This window comes from Myroides odoratus, from assembly GCF_001549985.1.
Taxonomy (GTDB): domain Bacteria; phylum Bacteroidota; class Bacteroidia; order Flavobacteriales; family Flavobacteriaceae; genus Flavobacterium; species Flavobacterium odoratum_A.
Genome location: NZ_LROZ01000011.1, coordinates 1 through 20,378 on the forward strand (window position 1 = coordinate 1; position 20,378 = coordinate 20,378).

The 20,378-nt window shown below is 36.4% G+C and carries 18 protein-coding genes; 11 read left to right on the forward strand and 7 right to left on the reverse strand.

Annotated elements, in window-relative coordinates; all coding sequences use genetic code 11:
* Nucleotides 1-89: 89 nt before the first annotated feature.
* From AWV75_RS11865 to AWV75_RS11880, 4 genes are all read left to right on the forward strand, one after another.
* Nucleotides 90-1,286 (forward strand): IS256 family transposase, encoded by a 1,197-nt coding sequence (locus AWV75_RS11865; protein WP_060874578.1) that lies wholly within the window; start codon nt 90-92, stop codon nt 1,284-1,286.
* 601 nt (nt 1,287-1,887) lie between these two features.
* On the forward strand, nt 1,888-2,133 hold the full coding sequence (locus tag AWV75_RS11870; protein WP_060874661.1) for a hypothetical protein: 246 nt from the start codon (nt 1,888-1,890) through the stop codon (nt 2,131-2,133).
* A gap of 209 nt (nt 2,134-2,342) precedes the next feature.
* Nucleotides 2,343-3,101 carry a hypothetical protein gene (locus AWV75_RS11875; protein ID WP_231738110.1) on the forward strand — a complete coding sequence of 253 codons (759 nt, stop codon included), beginning with the start codon at nt 2,343-2,345 and terminating at the stop codon, nt 3,099-3,101.
* A gap of 11 nt (nt 3,102-3,112) precedes the next feature.
* Nucleotides 3,113-3,658, forward strand: coding sequence for a hypothetical protein (locus tag AWV75_RS11880; protein ID WP_060874579.1), 546 nt, complete (start codon nt 3,113-3,115; stop codon nt 3,656-3,658).
* Between the two features lie 153 nt (nt 3,659-3,811).
* Here the strand turns inward: AWV75_RS11880 and AWV75_RS18735 are convergent, their stop codons facing one another.
* The 4 genes from AWV75_RS18735 to AWV75_RS11895 all read right to left on the reverse strand — a co-directional run bounded on the left by AWV75_RS18735 (nt 3,812) and on the right by AWV75_RS11895 (nt 7,218).
* Nucleotides 3,812-3,946 (reverse strand): FeoB-associated Cys-rich membrane protein, encoded by a 135-nt coding sequence (locus tag AWV75_RS18735; protein ID WP_156424196.1) that lies wholly within the window; start codon nt 3,944-3,946, stop codon nt 3,812-3,814.
* A gap of 6 nt (nt 3,947-3,952) precedes the next feature.
* Nucleotides 3,953-6,061 carry a ferrous iron transport protein B gene (gene feoB / locus AWV75_RS11885; RefSeq protein WP_060874580.1) on the reverse strand — a complete coding sequence of 703 codons (2,109 nt, stop codon included), beginning with the start codon at nt 6,059-6,061 and terminating at the stop codon, nt 3,953-3,955.
* Nucleotides 6,062-6,079: 18 nt separating this feature from the next.
* Nucleotides 6,080-6,319 carry a FeoA family protein gene (locus AWV75_RS11890; RefSeq protein WP_036462925.1) on the reverse strand — a complete coding sequence of 80 codons (240 nt, stop codon included), beginning with the start codon at nt 6,317-6,319 and terminating at the stop codon, nt 6,080-6,082.
* A 191-nt stretch (nt 6,320-6,510) separates the two neighbouring features.
* Entirely contained in the window at nt 6,511-7,218 is a 708-nt protein-coding gene (locus tag AWV75_RS11895; RefSeq protein ID WP_060874582.1) for an SCO family protein, read from the reverse strand.
* Nucleotides 7,219-7,459: 241 nt separating this feature from the next.
* On the opposite strand from AWV75_RS11895, the gene AWV75_RS11900 reads away from it, so the two are divergent.
* Nucleotides 7,460-9,526 carry a M13 family metallopeptidase gene (locus AWV75_RS11900; RefSeq protein ID WP_060874583.1) on the forward strand — a complete coding sequence of 689 codons (2,067 nt, stop codon included), beginning with the start codon at nt 7,460-7,462 and terminating at the stop codon, nt 9,524-9,526.
* Nucleotides 9,527-9,950: 424 nt separating this feature from the next.
* Here AWV75_RS11900 and AWV75_RS11905 read toward each other — a convergent pair whose 3' ends face one another.
* Complete coding sequence (locus AWV75_RS11905) at nt 9,951-11,525, reverse strand: S41 family peptidase (protein ID WP_060874584.1); 1,575 nt, start codon at nt 11,523-11,525, stop codon at nt 9,951-9,953.
* Between the two features lie 10 nt (nt 11,526-11,535).
* Entirely contained in the window at nt 11,536-11,964 is a 429-nt protein-coding gene (locus AWV75_RS11910) for a deoxycytidylate deaminase (protein WP_060874585.1), read from the reverse strand.
* Nucleotides 11,965-12,221: 257 nt separating this feature from the next.
* On the opposite strand from AWV75_RS11910, the gene AWV75_RS11915 reads away from it, so the two are divergent.
* Nucleotides 12,222-12,650, forward strand: coding sequence for a TerB family tellurite resistance protein (locus tag AWV75_RS11915; RefSeq protein WP_060874586.1), 429 nt, complete (start codon nt 12,222-12,224; stop codon nt 12,648-12,650).
* Between the two features lie 51 nt (nt 12,651-12,701).
* Here AWV75_RS11915 and fbp read toward each other — a convergent pair whose 3' ends face one another.
* Nucleotides 12,702-13,712: a class 1 fructose-bisphosphatase gene (gene fbp / locus AWV75_RS11920; protein WP_060874663.1), complete on the reverse strand. Its 1,011-nt coding sequence runs from the start codon at nt 13,710-13,712 to the stop codon at nt 12,702-12,704.
* A 94-nt stretch (nt 13,713-13,806) separates the two neighbouring features.
* On the opposite strand from fbp, the gene AWV75_RS11925 reads away from it, so the two are divergent.
* The 5 genes from AWV75_RS11925 (at nt 13,807) to AWV75_RS11945 (ending at nt 20,366) form a co-directional block, all read left to right on the forward strand.
* Nucleotides 13,807-14,277, forward strand: a complete 471-nt coding sequence (locus AWV75_RS11925; RefSeq protein ID WP_060874664.1) for a GNAT family N-acetyltransferase — start codon at nt 13,807-13,809, stop codon at nt 14,275-14,277.
* Between the two features lie 6 nt (nt 14,278-14,283).
* Nucleotides 14,284-15,537 carry an aspartate kinase gene (locus AWV75_RS11930; protein WP_060874587.1) on the forward strand — a complete coding sequence of 418 codons (1,254 nt, stop codon included), beginning with the start codon at nt 14,284-14,286 and terminating at the stop codon, nt 15,535-15,537.
* A 230-nt stretch (nt 15,538-15,767) separates the two neighbouring features.
* Nucleotides 15,768-19,178 carry a hypothetical protein gene (locus AWV75_RS11935; RefSeq protein ID WP_060874588.1) on the forward strand — a complete coding sequence of 1,137 codons (3,411 nt, stop codon included), beginning with the start codon at nt 15,768-15,770 and terminating at the stop codon, nt 19,176-19,178.
* Between the two features lie 189 nt (nt 19,179-19,367).
* Entirely contained in the window at nt 19,368-19,931 is a 564-nt protein-coding gene (locus tag AWV75_RS11940; protein ID WP_060874589.1) for a 2'-5' RNA ligase family protein, read from the forward strand.
* 84 nt (nt 19,932-20,015) lie between these two features.
* Nucleotides 20,016-20,366, forward strand: coding sequence for a tRNA-binding protein (locus AWV75_RS11945; RefSeq protein WP_002988966.1), 351 nt, complete (start codon nt 20,016-20,018; stop codon nt 20,364-20,366).
* Nucleotides 20,367-20,378: the final 12 nt, after the last annotated feature.

The following is a 20,378-nucleotide window of genomic DNA, read 5'->3' on the forward strand; positions in this document are numbered from 1 at the left end:
GACACTGTACCAAAAACTGTGTAAGTATAAAATTCTGCTTGGGTTAAAACCGCGCAGAATTTTTTTATATATTTAATATTTAAATAGTTATGGAAACAAAAGACCTATTTCCGGATGAGTTTTTCAAACAGTTTAAAACTGGAGATGAACTTCAAAACTTCCTAAAAGACTTACAAAAGCGAGGAATTGAAAAAATGTTAGAAGGCGAGTTAGATGCTCATCTAGATTACGATAAGCATGATTTACGAAAGGAAGAAAATACGCGTAATGGTTACTCTACCAAAAAGATAAAAACGAGTTACGGAGAAGAAGAAATAAAGGTTCCTAGGGATCGTGATGCTAGTTTTAACCCTATGATTATCCCCAAACGAAAAAGCATGGTGGAGGGCTTGGAAAACGTTATTGTTTCCCTTTACGCCAAAGGGATGTCTGTTTCTGATATCGAAGAACAAATACGAGAAGTATATAATTTCGATGTCTCTAAATCCACAATATCTCGTATAACCGATGCTGTTACTGCAGATATTATCGCTTGGCAAAATCGCCCATTAGAACCAGTTTATTTAATTGTTTGGATGGATGGAATTGTATTTAAAGTTCGAGAAGATTCAAAAGTGATTAATAAAACTATTTATATCGCAGTAGGATTAAAACGTGATGGGCGTAAAGAAGTTTTAGGTTTGTGGTTAGGTAAAAATGAGTCATCTTCCTTTTGGATGGGTGTTTTAACGGATATAAAAGCCCGTGGAACTGAGGATATTTTAATTACAGCAACTGACAATTTAAACGGTTTTACTGATACTATTCGCACTGTTTTTCCTGAATCTAAAACGCAGATATGCGTTGTACATCAAATACGAAATGCTTGTAAATACGTTGTTTGGAAAGATAAAAGACCTTTTACTGCTGATATGAAACATATTTATAATGCTCCAAATAAACAAGCTGCGCAAGCTGCTTTTAATGACTTTGCTGTTAAATGGGAACATAAATATTCCTATGCAATACAAAGTTGGAGAAACAATTGGGAAGATCTTACAGTATTCTTTGAATTCCCTATAGAGATTAGAAAAATCATCTATACCACCAATTTAATTGAGAATTTAAACGGTAAAATAAGGAAGTATACCAAGAATAAATTATCCTTTCCTACAGACGAAGCTGTGATGAAATCCGTATATTTGGCTGTAAGAGAAGCAACTAAAAGATGGTCAATGCCAGTAAAAAGCTGGGGAATTATACTTGATCAATTCTTAATCCTATATCAAGAAAGGGTTAGACTTTAATTCAAAACCTAACCCAAGCTTTATTTTTGAACTTACACACTTTAAGAGATAGTGCCCAGTTCACTGTACGCACTTTCCTTTGTAAGAAATGAGTTCACAGTTCACCCCCCTCATCATTTATCCCACCCTCTCATCAACTCACCCCCTCACCATTTATCTCACCTAATTTATATTGGTTTTGGTGTTCGATGAATCTTCACTACGTTTCGATTTCACCCCCTCAACAACTAACCCCTTCACTCTCTCATCGCCTCAACTTCTCACCAACTCATCGCCTCACCTTCTCATCGCCTCACCTTCTCATCACCTCACCCCCTCACCAACTCACCCCCTCACCAACTCACCCCCTCATCTTCTCCCCCAAATAAACAATTCAAACAACAACCAAAAATCTCATTCAAAAAACAAATAAATCACAGATTTTCAATACTTTAATTCAAAAACATATAGTAAAAAAACCTATTTTAGTACTCCTAATAACAACTTATTAACTTACTATATACCTGTTTCAACGAGTTTCTTTGAGTAAGCTACACTTCTTTTTAAGTGATTGATGTACACTCATTTCCCGTTCAAACAAGTTGGACTTAAATCACAACTTATGAGTACAAAACCCCTCCGTCGCGTAATTTCAGACCCTGATTCGCACAATCTCAATTTAATCCAGCAATTGTATAACCACAATTCTAATTTTGCCGCTTATGCGAAGTGCGTCACCACACTTTTTTATTACTATATGCATCATTGCACCCAAACCCATGACGATTTTTCGCTCAATACAGATGATGTACAAGATCTACTAGAATTGGTCCATCTGCTCCAAAATCTAAAACAACCAACGAACTAGTTTTTTTAATCATTTTCTACTAAGGACAAAAGCAGCAGCCAACTTCGTTTGCTACTGCTTTTTTACTCCATCATTAGTAAACCCTTTATTTTCCTATTTGATACGCCTCAGTGATAAAATACACTAAACAAATCCAGAAAAACAATCTCATTTAAAATTCAAGTAACCGACTAAAAACTAAATAAAATTAATATAGACTATTTTACCATATGGATTTATTAAAAATAATGCAAATAATAATTTGTTTGCTTTTTACAGCTTGTGTCAAAGAAAAAAAAACAAATATCGACTACGAGACTAAATATACCTATATAGAAGAAAGATTCCCTCTGCTAATTAATAATTTAAACAAAACAGAAATTGACTCTTTTATTAATGTAATGAAATTTAATGAACAAGGCATACTAGCATCATTAGACATAGATTTATTAAAAAAAGGAAGTAAAAAAGAATTTAAAAATTATATCGAAAACTTCACTAAAGATTTGGGTAGTAATGTAGATTATATCGCAATAATAAATGAAGTCGGTGAAGAGGAAGCATTAGTAAATAATTATTTTACTAATACTTCTAATGAAGAAATTCCTTTAAGTGAAATAGTAACATGGGATGGTTTGTTCTTAATTACATCCTTAAGATGTGGGCATTGTTTAGAGTTTTTCAAAACTTTAAATAACTTATCTAATAGTGATGTAAAATTAGTGGCTCTTTTTCCACAATCATCTATCATTCTTGAAAATTATAAAAAAGGAACCGCATATTCAAATTTTGGTTTTCTTAATAAAAATTGGAACATTTTCTTTAATTCAGAAGATATAGTAAAACAATTGCTTCCAGAATATAGTGATAAAACTGATGGTTTTCCCTATGTTTTTTATAGGAAAAATGGCAAAACAATTAAATTAAAAATGGATATAAATTTTTTCACAGAAGAAAATCTAAAATCACTTTTAAAAAAATACAATTAAAATTATATAAAATGAGAAAAAACTTTTTTTGCTTAGGACTGCTTTTATGCACAATTTCTTTTATCTCTTGTGACACAGAAGAAAAAGAATTACTATCAAATAATAATTCAACCTTAGATCTACCTGCTAAACCAGGAACATATTTATATAAAAATATGGAAAATAGATGGTTTTGGTTAAGTGGTTGTACAGGGACAAGTGGTCTATGTGTTGTGGAAGTCAAAAAACTAGAAACTGCCCCAGATAGAATTAACCTTACCCCTTATACCGGTGATCATTTACAATTAGAAAACTTAAAGAATGCATATATCTCCGAAAATTTAATTGAAGTACAAAAAAATTTAGATGTTAAAGAATTAATTACGTTTAAAGAAATAATGAAATTCAATAGCGATAAGAATTTAGTTTCATATGATTTAGATTTATTAGAAAAAGCATATCAATCAGAGGATTTATTTTATAATAAAGTTTCTGAAATAACTTTAAAACTCGATCAAAAAACTGAAAATATAATTATTGTCGATGAATCAGGGAAAGAAATAATAATTAAAAAATAAGTACATAAAAAACAAAATATGGATTAGATTTCCAATTAAAGTCTAACCCTTTTTGAAATCTAAAATCGATCAACAAAAAAAACAGCAATAAACCCTAGTCTATTGCTGCTTTTCTATTTTTATTTATTTGCCTTTATAAGGTCTTAAACTGCGTTACGAACATCCACAATCGCCGCTCCCACAAGAGCCTCCACCTTTTTTATTGCTCTTTTTACCCCAGGCTTTCTTGATGAAAAATCCAATGGCAAAAAGCAATAGGCCATAAACGATAATCTCTTGGTAATCCATTGTACTTTACTTTAAGAGTTGATAGGCTATAAACGCTGCCACATAAGCGAAAACCGTCATAAAGACCAACTGATAAATGGTCCACTTCCAAGATTTCGTTTCTCTTCTAACAATCGCTACTGTAGCGGTACACTGCATCGCAAAAGCATAGAAAAACATCAAGGATACTCCACTTGCTAAGGTAAACACTTTTTCGCCTGTATCTGGCCATACCTCAGCAGCCATTTTTTGCTTGATACGTCCATCTTCATCGTTTTCATCTCCTGATCCTACATTGTAGATTGTTCCTAAAACTCCGACAAAAATCTCACGTCCTACAAAAGAAGACAACACGGCAATTCCCACTTTCCAATCATACCCCAACGGTTTGATCACCGGTTCAATAGATTTACCTAATATCCCAATATACGAGTTTTCTAAGCGGTAACTTGCTACATACTCACTCATTTCTTCTTCTGAAACCTCTTGTCCTTGGTGTACTTGAGCCATGTGTTCTTCTGCATGTTCAAATTTATCACCAGGACCATGTGCTCCTAAGAACCAAATAATGATGGACAATACGAAAATAATCTTTCCAGCTCCCACAACGAAAGCTTTTGTTTTTTCGTACATATTGGCCACTACGTTCTTGATGATAGGCGTACGATAATTCGGCATTTCAATAACAAAATACGATTTTCGTTCGCTTTTGATGTACTTACTCAACGCCCAAGATGACACAAGTGCAGCTAAGAATCCAATGAAATAGAACAACGTTAAGGTTAATCCTTGCAAGCTTAAAAAGCCGAACAAACGCGTTTCTGGAATTACTAAAGCAATGATAATAATATAGACCGGAATACGTGCAGAACAGGTCGTAAATGGCGTTACTAGGATGGTAATCAATCGCTCTTTGGGATTCTCAATATTACGTGCAGACATAATCGCCGGAATTGCACAAGCATTTCCAGAAATTAAAGGCACCACTGATTTTCCACTTAATCCAAATGGACGCATGAGTTTATCCATCAAGAAAACCACACGACTCATATAGCCTGTTTCTTCTAAAATTGAGATAAACATGAACAAGATGGCAATTTGTGGAATAAATGGCATTACTCCTCCAATACCTGGTACAATACCATCGGCAATTAAATCCGTCAGTTTTCCTGGCTCCATCACTTCGTGTACCCATGAACCTAAATTAGAGAATTGCTCATCAATCCAATCCATAGGAATACTTGACCATTCAAAAATCGCTTGAAAAACCAACATCATGATTCCGAAGAAAATCAAATACCCATACACTTTATGCGTTAAGATTCGATCTACTTTCGTACGAAATCCCGTTGCTTTTGATGTATCACGGGTATACGTTTCTTTCAGCGTATCATTAATAAACTGATAGCGCTTAATCGTCTTCTTATGTTGTAATTTTTTTATTTCATTTTCCGACAAGTGAATGCCTTTCGCCTCAATGTCTTTCTTTCCAATATTGCCAATGGTAATATCTTGCGAATAAATCATCCATAACTTGAATACGGATAGATTCGAGAAAGTCAAGGCTAATTTTCCAAAGAATGTTGGATCAACATCTGTTGCATTTAAACAAGGTTCAATGGAATAATTCTTATAGTCTAATACCGCTTGTTTTAATTCTTGAATACCCAATTTCTTCTTGGCACTCATCAAAACAATTTTGGTATTGAGTTTCTTTTCTAAGGCGGCAACTTGAATGCTAATTCCCTTCTCCTCCATATGATCCGCCATATTAATGACTAAAATCGTAGGGAATCCCAGCTCTTTCACTTGGGTAAATAGCAATAAATTGCGTTTTAAGTTTTCAATTTCGGCAACGACAATCGCCACATCTGGATAGTCTTCATTCGTTGAATCAAACAATAAATCCAACACAATACGCTCATCTTCAGAGCTCGCATTGATACTATAGGTTCCAGGTAAGTCAATGATGGTAGCTGTTACCTCATCATTTAACTTAGTTGTACCTGATTTTTTATCTACGGTAATACCAGGATAGTTCCCGATTTTGTGATTTAAACCCGTTAAGGCATTGAATACAGAGGTTTTACCTACGTTAGGATTCCCTATTAGGGCAACTTTAATATCTTTTTTCATCAATTGGTCCTGCTAATCTTACTTCAAATCGCCTTCTAGGCTCACTACAATTTCTCTCGCTAATTCCTTGCGGATGGATAGATGGGTATCATTGATACAGAAATAAATAGGATCTCCTAAAGGAGCAACTTCCAAAAGCTCAACAGCATTACCTGGTAAACAGCCCATTTCTAATAATTTTAAAGGAACTTTATGCATATCAAAATCAGCAATTACGCCCTTTTCATTTCTTTTCAATAAGTCTAATGTTGTATTCACCTTATTTAGATTTAATTCACATTGCAAAAGTAAGCAATAAAAAAAGAATTCGAACATAATTTAAGGATTAATTAGTCCAAATACTACTAAGTCAACGTCTTGAATCTACCTTGTAGGCTGAGATTTTACGATAAAATGAAAAAGCCATGCTGAGTACACAGCATGGCTTTCCTTTTCTTATGGACTATTATTTACTTCGTCTCTTTTTCGTGTTGGTACAACCATTGGATATCTTCCCATAGTTCTTCCATATTCTTATTTTCAGGGTCCTTGGTATTCAAATTTGTTCCGTCATAAAATCCTCGGATTCGTCCTTCGCTATCCACTAAAACAAAATTCTCTGTATGTACCATGTCGTACATCTCCTCTGGTGAACCTGTTTTTACAGCCAAGTATGAATTTCTAGCGATGTAGTAAATGTCGCGTTTATCTCCCGTTACTAAATTCCAAATGGAATCATCCACTCCTCGTTTTAAAGCATATTCCTTCAAAACGGGAACGCTATCAATATCTGGTGTAACGGTATGAGAAAGTAACTTCACTCCGGGTAATGTTTTGATTTTATCTTGCAACCACTCCATATTATCTCCCATGATAGGGCAAATAGTTGGACAAGTCGTAAAGAAGAAATCGGCTACATAAATATGGCCTTCATAATCTTTATTGGTAATGGTATCTCCATTCTGGTTGATAAACGTAAAAGGAGCAATACGGTGTTTTTGCTTATTCGCCTCGTGTTGAATTAAACTATCTACCATTTCTGGATTAACCATAGAAGGAGTATACACAGGCAAGCTTTTTCTATATTTCAATGCATTGTAAAACAAAACGAGAATTCCACAACTCATCAAAAAGAAAAATAGAAAGAAATATCTATAGCGTTTAAAAAATTGAAACATGATACTTTGAGTTTGTTACAAACTTACAAATTCCAACCTATAAATACGTTAAAGCTAGCTTAAAAACCCTACCTCTTTCCTCAGCGCTCTACTTCTCTCATTTTTCATTTTAAAACCGTAAATCACGCCAAAAAACAAGATTTATTCCTAAAAATTCAATTTATAGCCTCAAAAAGAAATTACTCAAAAGATATTTTCTATTTTTGTTTAAACTAGAATTAAAGTAAAAACTTAAATACAAATGAAAAAAAGAGTATTGTTAACCTCTGGTCTAGCTCTAGCTTCATTAGTTGCCTGTAAAGATGGCAAGAAAACAGAAGAAGTTGCAGATCAAGAAAATCACGGAATTAACTTAGAATACATGGACCTAAGTGTTAATCCTGGTGATGACTTTTTCCGTTTTGTAAACGGTACGTGGTATGATAACACAGAAATTCCTAATGATAGAACACGTTGGGGAAGTTTTGATGAATTGAGACAGAATACAGATAAAGATGCCTTAGCTATTTTAAAGAAAGCAGCTGAAGCTCATAATTTGGATGCCAAATCAGATCAAGCGAAAGCAGTTGCTTTATTTGAAACGTATCTAGATGATGCTACACGTAACAGTGTAGGTGTAACGCCTCTAAAACCATACTTGGATCAAATCAATGCGATTCAAACTCCTGCTGATGTGACTAAGTTAATCAATGACTTAGCTGACGAGGGTGGTTTAGGATTCTACTCTTCTTACGTATATGCTGATGCAAAAAACTCAAATGAAAACACGATTTATTTAAGTACAGGTTCTCTTGGGTTACCTGATCGTGATTATTATGTGTTGCAAGATGCTGACATGAAAGAAAAACGCGAACAATACGTTGCACACGTAGCTCGTATGTTAGAGATGGCAGGAGAATCAAAAGAAGAAGCTACTGCAGATTCAAAACGCGTTTTAGCAATTGAAACAAAAATGGCTGAGCCTCGTTTAACAAGAGTAGAACGTAGAGATAGCCGTTTAACTTATAACCCAATGACCATTGCGGAGTTACAAAAAACAACTCCAGTAGTTGATTGGACGGCTTATTTTAATGCAACAGGTTTGAAAAACATCGACAAAGTTGTTGTTTCTCAACCAAGATACATGAAAGCGTTAAATGACATTTTATCGGCTAAAAACATCGCAGATGCAAAAGCTTATTTAAAATGGACCTTAGTGAACGGATATGCTAGTACGTTATCTACCGACATGGAGACAGCAAACTGGGAATTCTATTCTAAAACATTAGAAGGAGCAAAAGAACAAAGACCAGCTGAAGAAAGAGCACTTGCTGTTGTAAACAATACAATTGGTGAGGCTTTAGGTCAATTATACGTAGCTGAAAAATTCCCTGCTGAAGCGAAAGCAAAAGCTCAGGCGATGATTAAAAACGTATTAACAGCATTTGGTGAGCGTATCAAAAACTTACCTTGGATGGCTGAAGAGACTAAAAAAGGAGCGTTAGAAAAATTAGCGACTACTACAGTTAAAATTGGTTACCCTGACAAATGGGAGGATTATTCTAAAATGGATATCAAATCACCCGCAGCTAAAGGAAACTATTTCGAAAACATGAGAAATGCATCGAAATGGGAAGTAGCGAAAAACAGAGAAGATTACGGTAAACCAGTAGATAAAACGAAATGGGGAATGTCACCGCAAACAGTAAATGCGTACTTCAACCCATTATACAACGAAATCGTATTCCCTGCGGCTATCTTACAACCGCCATTCTACGATTACAAAGCAGATGAGGCTATCAACTACGGAGGAATCGGTGCAGTTATTGGACACGAAATTTCACATAGTTTTGACGACTCTGGAGCGCGTTACGACAAAAATGGTAACTTAAACAACTGGTGGACAGATGCTGACTTAGAGCGTTTTACTGTTTTAGGGAATAAACTTGCAGATCAATACAGCGCATTAGAACCACTTCCAGGTGTATTTGTAGATGGTAAATTTACTTTAGGTGAAAACATTGGAGATTTAGGTGGTGTAAACGCTGCTTATGACGGATTAAAAATCTACTTGAAAGAGAATGGAGATCCAGGTTTAATCGATGGATATACACCAGAACAACGTTTCTTTATTTCATGGGGAACAATCTGGAGAACGAAAGCACGTGATGAGGCGGTTAAAAACCAAGTAAAAACAGATCCACACGCGCCAGGTTATTATAGAGCTTTTGTTCCTTTACAAAATGTTGATGCTTTCTACGAAGCATTCGATATCAAAGAAACAAACAAACTTTACATCAAACCAGAAGAACGAGTTAAGATTTGGTAATATAAAAAAAGGGTATTTCTAACGAAATACCCTTTTTTTATATGGGTTATGAGTTATTAGTGATGGGTAAATTCTCGAATTAAAAATTATTATCACAATAGAAAATCCCCTCTATATGCTGACGAGGAAAAGCAACACTTGTTACTCACACTCGTTCAGTCCGTTCAGTATGTCATGCTGACGAAGGAAGCATCGCACCCGTTACTCAATAGCTGTTATGCTCCGTATGATGGATTACGAGATGCGACCTCTCCTGCGTCGAGATGACATACTACAGGGTTACTGGGAGCAACTATTGAAAGTGGAATATAAGGCAACAATACTAATGACTACAAACGAAAAATGGGATACAAATGATACACTCACTTCTATCCCATTTACCTTATAGGTTTATCTTTGTTTTAATTTGCTACGTTCTGATTTCTTATTGCTTTTCTCCCACTTTCAAAACCATTGGATCAATCTTCAACAACCATTCATAATAATCCTTTTGTCCTTTCAATTGATTCAAATATTCCGCAATTAGAAAATGCATAACTAATTCTTTATGGCGATCCAGTTTGAAAAATAATTTATTGCTCTCTAAATGACGCTTAAAGGAAGTATATTCTTTTTTATCTGCTTGTAAATAGGCAATTAATTCTGCTGTGGTCATGTTATTATACCTTTGGCGCGCTTGATCAATTTCTTGAAATACATAATAACTCACCATTCCCGATTTCATCATCATGACAATGGCTTCCTCGCCGTGCTTTCTGGCAATAGGTACAAACAAATCGGGAACGATTCCCCCACCTCCATACACAATTCGTCCTTTTAGCGTTTTAAACTGCAAACTATCCGCAACTTTAATACTATCTGCGGCATACAATTCACCATGCTCATAACGCGAACGGAAATCATTGTTGTAATCCTCTATACCGTTCTTGTAGTTCTTTTGGATAGAACGTCCAGAAGGGGTGTAATAACGTGCGGTTGTTAGTCGAATTGCAGAACCATCGCCCAACATCAATTCGCGTTGTACTAATCCTTTTCCAAATGTGCGTCTTCCAACAATAGTTCCTCGATCATTATCCTGAATCGCCCCTGCAATAATCTCACTAGCAGAAGCACTATTTTCATTTACTAATACATAAAGGGGTTTCGTTGTAAAGAGATTTGTACTCTTCGCTTTGGTTACTTTTTCTTGTCCTCCGCGATTAATCGTTTTGACGATGATTTGATCCGTCAGCAATAAATCATTTAAAATTTTGCTCGATTGATCCATATAGCCTCCACTATTATCGCGTAAATCAATAATTAACCCTTGAATTCCCTCTTCAATTAATTGCAACAATCCCGCTTGAAATTCTTCATAGGTTGTACTTGCAAAGCGATTGATTTTGATATAGCCATATTGGTTGTCCAACTTAAGGGCAATATCTACACTTTTTAATGGTATCGGTTCGCGTTTTACCTTGATGTTTTTTCTTTCTTTGGTTGTTTTACGATAGACTTCTAAGGTAATAGCTGTGCCTTCATCTCCCCTTAATACAGAAGAAATCGTATCGGAAGAGATTTCCTTTCCATATAGCACCTCTTGATTTGCTTTTAGAATGCGATCTCCAGCCAAAATACCCGCTTGAATAGAAGGTCCTCCTTCTAACGGTTTAATGACAGCCAATGAATCTTGATAGAGGTAATATTGCACCCCAATACCGACAAAGCTTCCTTGCATGGATTCTGTGACCTCTTTCATGAGGTCTTTACCAATGTAAACCGAATGAGGGTCGAGTTGCTCTAGGATTGTGGTTACTGTGCGATCCACTATAGAATCCGTATCCACTTGATCCACGTATTCTTGCTCAATAAAGTCAAGCAAGCGATTTAGCTTTAGTTTATTGTGATTGGTAAAAAAGTTCCCATGTGAACGCTGAGAAGCAGACACTAAAAATCCGCCCAACAAAACGCCAAGGGAAATAGAAATTGCAACGATAAAAGGCCAAAAAAACTTTTTCATAGCACACGCATTAATCTAGGTCCTCGATATGGACCACCTCAACTCCTGCTTTATGCAGAAAATCAATACCCGCCATATCTTTGTATCCTTCCACATACACCACGCGTTTTATTCCCGCTTGATGAATTAATTTACTACAATCGCGACAAGGAGACATAGTAATATATAAAGTTGCATCTTGACAGCTTTGGGTAGAGCTTGCTACTTTTAGAATAGCGTTGGCTTCAGCATGTAATACATACCAATGCGTCTGGTCATTTTCATCTTCACAACAATTATCGAATCCTGTAGGTGTTCCATTATATCCATCCGATATAATCATGCGATCTTTGACAATGATTGCACCAACTTTTTTGCGTTTACAGTAAGACAATTGGCCCCATTCGCGTGCTATACGCAAATACGCCTTATCGTACTTAGTTACTTTAGGATTTGACATAAACCTCTATTTTATAACTCTTAATATACGACAAAAATACACATAAGTTTCACGTGACTCTCTATCCTCGTTTGAAATAATGCAATTATCCTGATAGAATTACTTGTCTAACCCTAGCCTAACACCTATTATCTCCCTCATAAGCGTCTTTTTGACCTCCATTTTTTTTTGCTTCAAACACGCATTATTATAAAGTTTTTTTGTACATTACTTCTAATTAACACCTTAAACCAATTAACAACAAAAAGAGAACTCATATGGCTTATTTAGATTTATATAACAGTGATTTTAAAGAGCGTAACAAAGGGCACTTTGCTTCTATCGTTCGCGTTGCCTTAGCGGATGGAGATATCAGTGAAGAAGAGCTTAAATTCTTAAATGAATTAGCGGATAAATTGGATATCTCGACAGATGATTATGATAAAATCATGGCCAATCCCGAAAAATACCCGGTTAATCCTCCATACTTAGAGATTAACAGAATCGAACGTTTGTATGATTTGGCTCGTATGGTTTATGCAAATCATATCTTAGGACCTAGACAAAAAGATATTTTGCGCAAATTTGCTTCTGCCCTTGGGTTTACAGGAGATATTGACTTGATTGTAAACAAATCTTTATCACTCTTAGTTTTAGAAGTTGATATCGATACTTTTATCGCAGAAATTCAAAAAATAAAGCATTAAAAAAAGGGGGTTTTACGACGTAAAACCCCCTTTTCTGTGCTTGATATGTTCTTATTGGTGTAAAGCCATAAATTCTTCTGCCTTTTCCACCATATTTTTACTTCCACAGAAGAACGGAACACGTTGGTGTAACTCCGTTGGTTCAATTTCCATGATACGCTTATATCCATCTGATGCTTTTCCTCCAGCTTGTTCCATGATAAAAGCAATTGGATTACACTCATACAACAATCTCAATTTTCCTTTCGGTGCTTTTGTACTTGTTGGATAAATATAGATTCCTCCTTTTAAAATATTACGGTGAATATCAGAAACTAAACTTCCAATATAACGAGCTGAATAAGGGCGATTTCCTTGTTCTTCTTGGCAATATTTCAAGTAATCTTTCACTCCTTGTGGGAATTGGATATAATTTCCTTCATTGATAGAATAAACACTTCCATCTTCTTTAATTTTCATATTTGGATGAGACAAATAGAACGTTCCAATCGCTGGATTCAACGTGAAACCATTAACTCCTGCCCCTGTTGTGTACACCAACATCGTTGATGAACCATACACAATATAACCAGCTGCTACTTGGTTTTCTCCTTTTTGCAAGAAGTCTTCCAACTGCACTGGAGTACCTGTTGGCGTCACACGGCGATAGATAGAGAAAATAGTTCCTACCGAAACGTTTACATCAATATTAGAAGATCCATCTAATGGATCAATCAATACAACATATTTACTATCGTTATCCCCTTTTTTTCCTTGAATGGTAATAAAATCATCTTCCTCTTCAGAAGCAATTCCACATACAATTTCGCGATTAACTAACGTATTGATAAAAACCTCATTCGCGTAAACGTCCAATTTTTGTTGTTGTTCTCCTTGTACGTTTTCAGTACCAAAAGCGCCTACGATATCAACTAAACCCGCTTGGTTTACCTGATGACTAACTACCTTCGCTGCAAGTCGTAAAGAGTTAATTAAGCGAGAAAGCTCTCCCGATGAGTATTTAAAATCCTCTTGTTTGTCAATAATAAACTCCCCTAGTGTTTGGTGTCTTTTTGTTGTCATGGAAAAATGATTCTTTAGTTGTGTATTTTGCTGTGCAAATATCGTTAATTTTGTCATTCAAATGAAGTTATTAACCATAAATCCAACAAAAGACATGAATGTTAGAGCCGCTACTCCAGCCGATATGCCAGCTGTGCTACAATTAATTCAAGAATTAGCCACATTTGAAAAGGAACCCGATGCAGTTGTCCTAACTCCAGAGGACCTTATTCGAGATGGTTTTGGTGCTCATCCTCTTTTTCGCGTATTAGTTGCAGAACACGACAGTGAAATTATTGGTATGGCCCTCTTTTACTATCGATATTCTACTTGGAAAGGGAAGACCATCCATTTAGAAGACCTCATCGTAACAGCAAAAGCAAGAGGAACAGGAGCGGGAATGGCTTTGTATAAAAACGTGATTCAACTGGCAAAAGAAGAACAGGTAAGACGCGTAGAATGGGTGGTTTTAAATTGGAATCAACCAGCGATTGAATTTTATCAAAAATCAGGCGCACAGGTGTTGGAGGATTGGTATACGGTACAAATGGATGAACAAGGTATTCATGCCTTTATCAATAATTAGTGGACAATGAAAATATATAAATTTGGTGGAGCTTCGGTAAAAGATGCCGATAATGTAAAAAATGTAGGTCATGTCTTGCGTACCGTCGGTTATTCAGATAGTTTACTGATTGCTTCTGCAATGGGGAAAACAACCAATGCCTTAGAAGTTGTAGTACACAACTATTTTCAAAATCGGTTTGATTTGGCTGAATCAGTTCAAGTAGTCAAAGACTACCACCTCGAGATTCTACACGATTTATTCACCGATTCAACCCATGCGGTTTATCAAGCCGTCGATCACTTATTTGAATCGCTAACTTCATTTTTACTCAACAACAAATCGCCTAACTACAATTTTGTCTATGATCAGATTGTCAGCTATGGTGAGTTGCTATCTACGACGATTTTACATCATTACTTGCTGTGTTGCAACATTGAAAATACGTGGATTGACGCGCGTAATTTAATTAAAACAGACACGACCTATCGCGATGCTAATGTGCAATGGGAGAGTACTGAAGCTGCCATTACACAAGCGATAGATAAAAAAGAATTATATATTACCCAAGGATTTATCGGATCAGATTACAATGGTTTTTCCACAACATTAGGCAGAGAAGGTTCTGATTACTCTGCTGCTATTTTTGCATATGCACTGAATGCAGAAAGTGTAACCATTTGGAAGGATGTACCTGGCGTGCTGAATGCAGATCCGCGCTACTTTGAAGAAACCACTTTATTGGAACAAATTTCCTATCAAGAAGCCATCGAATTAGCCTTTTATGGTGCCTCTGTCATCCATCCTAAAACCTTACAACCCCTGCGCCAAAAGGAAATTCCACTATATGTAAAATCCTTTGTAAATCCGACTTTACCCGGAACTTCGGTATCAAAAGGTGCAGATTTAAAACCAGCAATTCCTTGTTTCATTGTAAAGAAAAATCAATTGTTGATTTCTCTTTCTTCTAAGGATTTCTCCTTTATCATGGAACAAAACATCAGTGATATTTTCAAATTATTCTGCGAATACAACATCAAGGTGAATGTCATCCAAAACTCAGCGATTAGTTTTTCGGTTTGTGTGGAGGATAAATTCAATCACTTTGAAGAATTGCGCCAAAAACTAAATGATCAATATCGCGTCAGTTATAATGAAAATGTTTCGCTCTATACTATTCGCCATTTTGACGAAACCTCAGCGGATCGCATCCTACAAGATAAGACCCTGTTATTAAAACAAGTGAATCGAGAAACCATGCAAATGGTAACAAGAGAATAAAAAAAATAGCTTCACCTCGTTGAAGCTATTTTTTTATCTAAATCCTTCCCACCTATTGCATGGCTTGTCCTTAGCATCGAACAAGCCCCCATTATCCAGTTAGTCTAAATCAAACGACTTTCCTCTTTCTTTACTAAACACCTCATGTAGAGATTTAAATTTCCCTAAAATAGATTTCGTTAATTTTGGGTTAAATACACTACTTTTGGTTTTTTGGAGTTTATACATACATGAACCTACAGCGATTTCTTTTTCTTTTCCTTTTTTGGTATTCTTGTACTTATGCACAAGAAGGAAATTCGCTGTATCAACAACGGACATGGGAAGAGCAGCAAACAACATTGCAACTTCCAGCCACACCTTTAAACAACAGCTATTTTGAAATTCGAGATGCCCAAGAAGCGGTTGTTCCAACATCGGCCTATCGCATCGATTTTGACACCAATACCGTTACCTTACTCCAAGCGAATCTCGCTTTTCCGCTAACTGTATACTATTTAGAACTACCCTCTTTTCTAACTACACCGATTAGTTATTATGATACCTCGCGTATTGTTCCCAATGAGGCAGGTAGTTTTACATACCAACATCAGACCAACAACCGCGCTTCTTTTGTTCCGTTTGAGGGTTTAAATACCATGGGAAGTTTATCTCGAGGATTAACGATGGGAACCAACCAAAGTGCGGTTACCTCCTCAAATTTAGATTTACAAATCACGGGAAACTTATCGGACCGCGTCAAGATTCGCGCCTCTATACAGGATAATAATTTACCCTTACAATATGGAGGATACTCACAGAAAATTAATGAATTCGACCAGATTTTTATCGAGTTATTCTCCGATGATTGGTCGATTCGCGCTGGAGATATTTACTTAGAAAATAGAGCAAGACGCTTTTTAAATTTCAATAAAAAAGTACAGGGATTATCTACGCGTTTTGTCTTTGATCACGGCGAAAGTAAAACCACCGTTGAAGCAGCGGCAGCCTTGGCCAGAGGACAATATACCCGCAGTACGTTTAATGGACAAGAAGGCAATCAAGGGCCTTATAAATTAAAGGGAAGCAATGGCGAATTGTACATCCTCATTGTTTCTGGTTCAGAAAAAGTATACGTCAATGGTTTACTACTCAAACGAGGAGAAGAAAATGACTATGTCATCGATTATAATTCGGGCGAATTGCGTTTTACCACGCGATATCCCATTACATCCGATATGCGAATTGCGGTGGAATATCAGTATACCGATCGCAATTACACGCGTTTTGTGGGATATGGCAATATTCAACATGAGGCTGAAACCTGGCAATTGGGATTAAGTGTATTTACAGAAACCGATTTAAAAAATCAATCCCTTCAACAGAATCTAACGGAAGAGCAAATCGACATCCTCAAACAAGCAGGAAACGATCCCAATCGCATGATTGCTCCTTCTGCCTATAGAGACACCTATTCTGAGAACAAAGTGTTATATACGCGAGAGCAAACCCCAGAAGGGCAGTATTATTTTGTATTTTCCACAGATCCTGAGGCCGAACTCTATCACGTTACTTTTACTGCTGTAGGAAACAATCAAGGGGATTACGTCATACAAAGCACGCAGTCTATTGGTCGTATTTATGAATACCGTGCCCCTGTGGGAGGCATTCCGCAGGGAAACTATTCCCCTGTAGTGAAGCTTATTGCTCCCATACAAAACACCATCGCAACAATTAACGCGGCTTATCATCCTTCTGAGAAGACCGCTATAGATTTAGAGCTTGCCTTTAGCAATCACGATGCGAACCTTTTCTCTTCCATTGACCAAGACGAAAACAAAGGTTGGGCAACAGCATTGAAAGGAAAACAGCGTTTGTGGACCCACAATCAAGCGCAACTAAATGTGTTAACCGACATTCAATTCATCCATAAAAATTTCCATGCCTTGGAGAATTTATTCTCTATTGAATTTGATCGCGATTGGAATTTACAATATGCTGAAGGCAATCAAAGTTTAGTCACAGGAGGATTGGAATTTCTCCTTCCTGGTAAAGCAAGTGCGACTTACTTATTTGAGCAGCTCAATTTTGGTACAGATTACAAGGGAAATAGGCAAAATTTAGCTGGGAAATGGCAAGCAGATCCTTGGTTGATCCAAACGCAGAACAGCTTGATGCAAGCAGATGGATTAACCTCCAAAACAACCTTTATTCAAAGTCATTCCCAAGCAAAATACCATTGGCGTACCAATTACGTAGGAACAAAACTTGACTTTGAACAAAATAAAGAAACCAATCAAGAAACGCAACTGCTCAATCCACTGAGTCACCGCTATTCATCGCTTGACTTATTTATAGGTAGAGGAGATTCCCTTGGGCAAAATATTGAATTGGGGTATCAATTCCGCCTGAATGACAGCTTGCAAAACAATCAATTGCAGCGTTTTTCAAAAGCCCATACATTTTACCTCAAATCCCAATTGCTCAAGTCTGAAACAAGAGACTTGAATCTCTATGCGAATTATCGATCTGTTCGCCATGAAGAGACCAGCAAACCAACGGAAAACACCATCAACAGTGTCCTCACCTATCGCGATCAATTCTTCAAAGGATTTGCGCAATCCCATACCTTATATGAGATCAGTGCAGGAACGATAGCCCAACAAGAATACACCTATTTGGAGGTGGAACCAGGTCGCGGACAATACATGTGGATTGATTACAACAACAATGGAATCCAAGAATTGGAAGAATTTGAACTCGCTCCTTACCCTGATTTGGGGAAATATGTACGTTTATACTTACCAAGTCAGGTATTTTTACCTACTAACCAAAATAAATTCACCCAAACCCTAACCTTGAACCCTGCGGCACTTTGGCAAAATGAAACAGGTTTCAAGCGAATTTTAGCTTTTTTCTACAATCAAACATCTTATAGTATAGACCGCAAAGATCTGAAGAAAGGCAACCAGATTCGACTCCATCCTTTTACTTCCGATGAAGAACAAATGGTGGGATTACTGGAGAATTTCAACAACTATCTGTATTACAATCGCGGGAAAAAACGCCATAGTGTAACCTATATGTATACCCAATCGAAGAGCAAAAATCTATTGTCTTTCGGTTCAACAGAAAATACCATTAAAACCCATCAATTGGGTTATAATCACTTGATCCGAAAAACATGGTTGGTGGATCTTCTAGGAAAAACAACCCAACAAGAAACAAAGTCGCCTTCTTATGCAAGTAAGAATTACGAGCTCCAAATTCAAGGTTTTGAAACGAAATTATCTTACTTATTTTCATCTCAAGCGCAAGTAGATATCTTTTATAATTTCCAAGAAAAGAAAAACCAAACAGCTGATTTTGAAACATTAGAACAACATCGTTTAGGTGTTTCTTTTGCTGTGAATCAAATTAAATTATTCACGATGAATGGTGAATTCTCCTTTTTTCAGAATACCTTTACGGGTAATGCCTTTTCGCCCATTGGTTATCAAATGCTAGAAGGATTACAACCTGGAAAGAATATGACTTGGCGATTCATGTTCCAAAAAAACCTAACGCAGTACTTGGATTTAAGTTTGAATTACCAAGGAAGAAGTAATGAATCAACGGCCACTATTCACACGGGAAGTGTGCAATTGCGTGCGTTTTTTTAAGGGCGATGAGAGGGTGAGAAGGTGTGGCGGTGAGAAAGTAAGGCGGTGTGATGTAAAACCCCGTAGTGTGGTAAATGGCAATTTGCCAAGTAACTGTCAATTCTTATTTCTTACAAAAAAAATAGATTATAAAATTAGAACTAGAAACTAAACTGTATACTGTAAACCGTAAACTATAAACCGTACCCCATGTATAGCGATAAATATTCTTTGTGTTTTCAACCTGACGCCTTACTCATTGAGCAAGTCAAAATGATGAAAGACCAACTAGGAGAAGTCATTGGGTGGTATCACAGTAAAAACTCTTTAGCGCATTTAACGATTGCTGAGTTTCAGGCCAGTGAAAAAGACATTGCCCGCATGCATCAACAAATTACGCGTTGTTGTTCGGGGTTTACTCCTGTTGACACCTATCTAACTGCTTTTGGGACTTATCCCAACGGCACTTTCTTCCTTGAAGTAGATGCCCTTGCTAAACCTCAATTAAAAGCCTATGCACAAAAGCTTTTTCAAACCTTACAATTGAAAAATGCCTATAAATGCACTGATCCTCATCTTTCTATTGGACGAAAACTAGAAGAGGCTAAAATCCAACAAGCCTATGCGGCATTAAAACAGCCTAACCTTTCTTTTTGTTGCAACCAAATCGTATTGCGTAGACTCAATATGGAGCGTAGACAATTCGATATTATCCAGTATTATCCTTTTCTATCACAACCTATAACAGAAGAAACGCAATTAACCTTATTTTAAACGAAAGGATTTGATCTTTTTCGCATTTGGCAAGTCGTCTTTTTTATTTTTTCTTTATTTTTGAGTGTAAACAAAACTTAAATTATGGAAAACAGCAACAATAATACGCTAACGTGGGATGATTTTATGAAAGTAGAAATGCGCGTTGGTACAATTATTCAAGCCGAAGAATTCAAAGAAGTCCGCAATCCTGCTTATAAATTAGTGGTTGATTTTGGAGAAGAAATTGGAATGAGAAAAACATCTGCCCAAATCACAAAATTATACACCGCTGAAGAATTAATCGGCAAACAAGTGATTGCAGTCGTTAACTTTCCGCCAAAGCAAATTGCCAATATCATGAGTGAATGTTTGGTCATGGGTGCAGTGGAAGGCAAAGAAGTAACCTTGATGAGTTTAGACAAACCCGTTAAAAACGGACTGAGAATAGGATAATAAAAAAGGTTT

What these genes read in the sequence shown, in the direction of transcription:
- AWV75_RS11865 (WP_060874578.1), top strand. Translation starts at nt 90, where the DNA reads ATGGAAACAAAAGACCTATTTCCGGATGAGTTTTTCAAACAGTTTAAA.
- AWV75_RS11870 (WP_060874661.1), top strand. Translation starts at nt 1,888, where the DNA reads ATGAGTACAAAACCCCTCCGTCGCGTAATTTCAGACCCTGATTCGCAC.
- AWV75_RS11875 (WP_231738110.1), top strand. Translation starts at nt 2,343, where the DNA reads ATGGATTTATTAAAAATAATGCAAATAATAATTTGTTTGCTTTTTACA.
- AWV75_RS11880 (WP_060874579.1), top strand. Translation starts at nt 3,113, where the DNA reads ATGAGAAAAAACTTTTTTTGCTTAGGACTGCTTTTATGCACAATTTCT.
- AWV75_RS18735 (WP_156424196.1), bottom strand. Translation starts at nt 3,946, where the DNA reads ATGGATTACCAAGAGATTATCGTTTATGGCCTATTGCTTTTTGCCATT.
- feoB (WP_060874580.1), bottom strand. Translation starts at nt 6,061, where the DNA reads ATGAAAAAAGATATTAAAGTTGCCCTAATAGGGAATCCTAACGTAGGT.
- AWV75_RS11895 (WP_060874582.1), bottom strand. Translation starts at nt 7,218, where the DNA reads ATGTTTCAATTTTTTAAACGCTATAGATATTTCTTTCTATTTTTCTTT.
- AWV75_RS11900 (WP_060874583.1), top strand. Translation starts at nt 7,460, where the DNA reads ATGAAAAAAAGAGTATTGTTAACCTCTGGTCTAGCTCTAGCTTCATTA.
- AWV75_RS11905 (WP_060874584.1), bottom strand. Translation starts at nt 11,525, where the DNA reads ATGAAAAAGTTTTTTTGGCCTTTTATCGTTGCAATTTCTATTTCCCTT.
- AWV75_RS11910 (WP_060874585.1), bottom strand. Translation starts at nt 11,964, where the DNA reads ATGTCAAATCCTAAAGTAACTAAGTACGATAAGGCGTATTTGCGTATA.
- AWV75_RS11915 (WP_060874586.1), top strand. Translation starts at nt 12,222, where the DNA reads ATGGCTTATTTAGATTTATATAACAGTGATTTTAAAGAGCGTAACAAA.
- fbp (WP_060874663.1), bottom strand. Translation starts at nt 13,712, where the DNA reads ATGACAACAAAAAGACACCAAACACTAGGGGAGTTTATTATTGACAAA.
- AWV75_RS11925 (WP_060874664.1), top strand. Translation starts at nt 13,807, where the DNA reads ATGAATGTTAGAGCCGCTACTCCAGCCGATATGCCAGCTGTGCTACAA.
- AWV75_RS11930 (WP_060874587.1), top strand. Translation starts at nt 14,284, where the DNA reads ATGAAAATATATAAATTTGGTGGAGCTTCGGTAAAAGATGCCGATAAT.
- AWV75_RS11935 (WP_060874588.1), top strand. Translation starts at nt 15,768, where the DNA reads ATGAACCTACAGCGATTTCTTTTTCTTTTCCTTTTTTGGTATTCTTGT.
- AWV75_RS11940 (WP_060874589.1), top strand. Translation starts at nt 19,368, where the DNA reads ATGTATAGCGATAAATATTCTTTGTGTTTTCAACCTGACGCCTTACTC.
- AWV75_RS11945 (WP_002988966.1), top strand. Translation starts at nt 20,016, where the DNA reads ATGGAAAACAGCAACAATAATACGCTAACGTGGGATGATTTTATGAAA.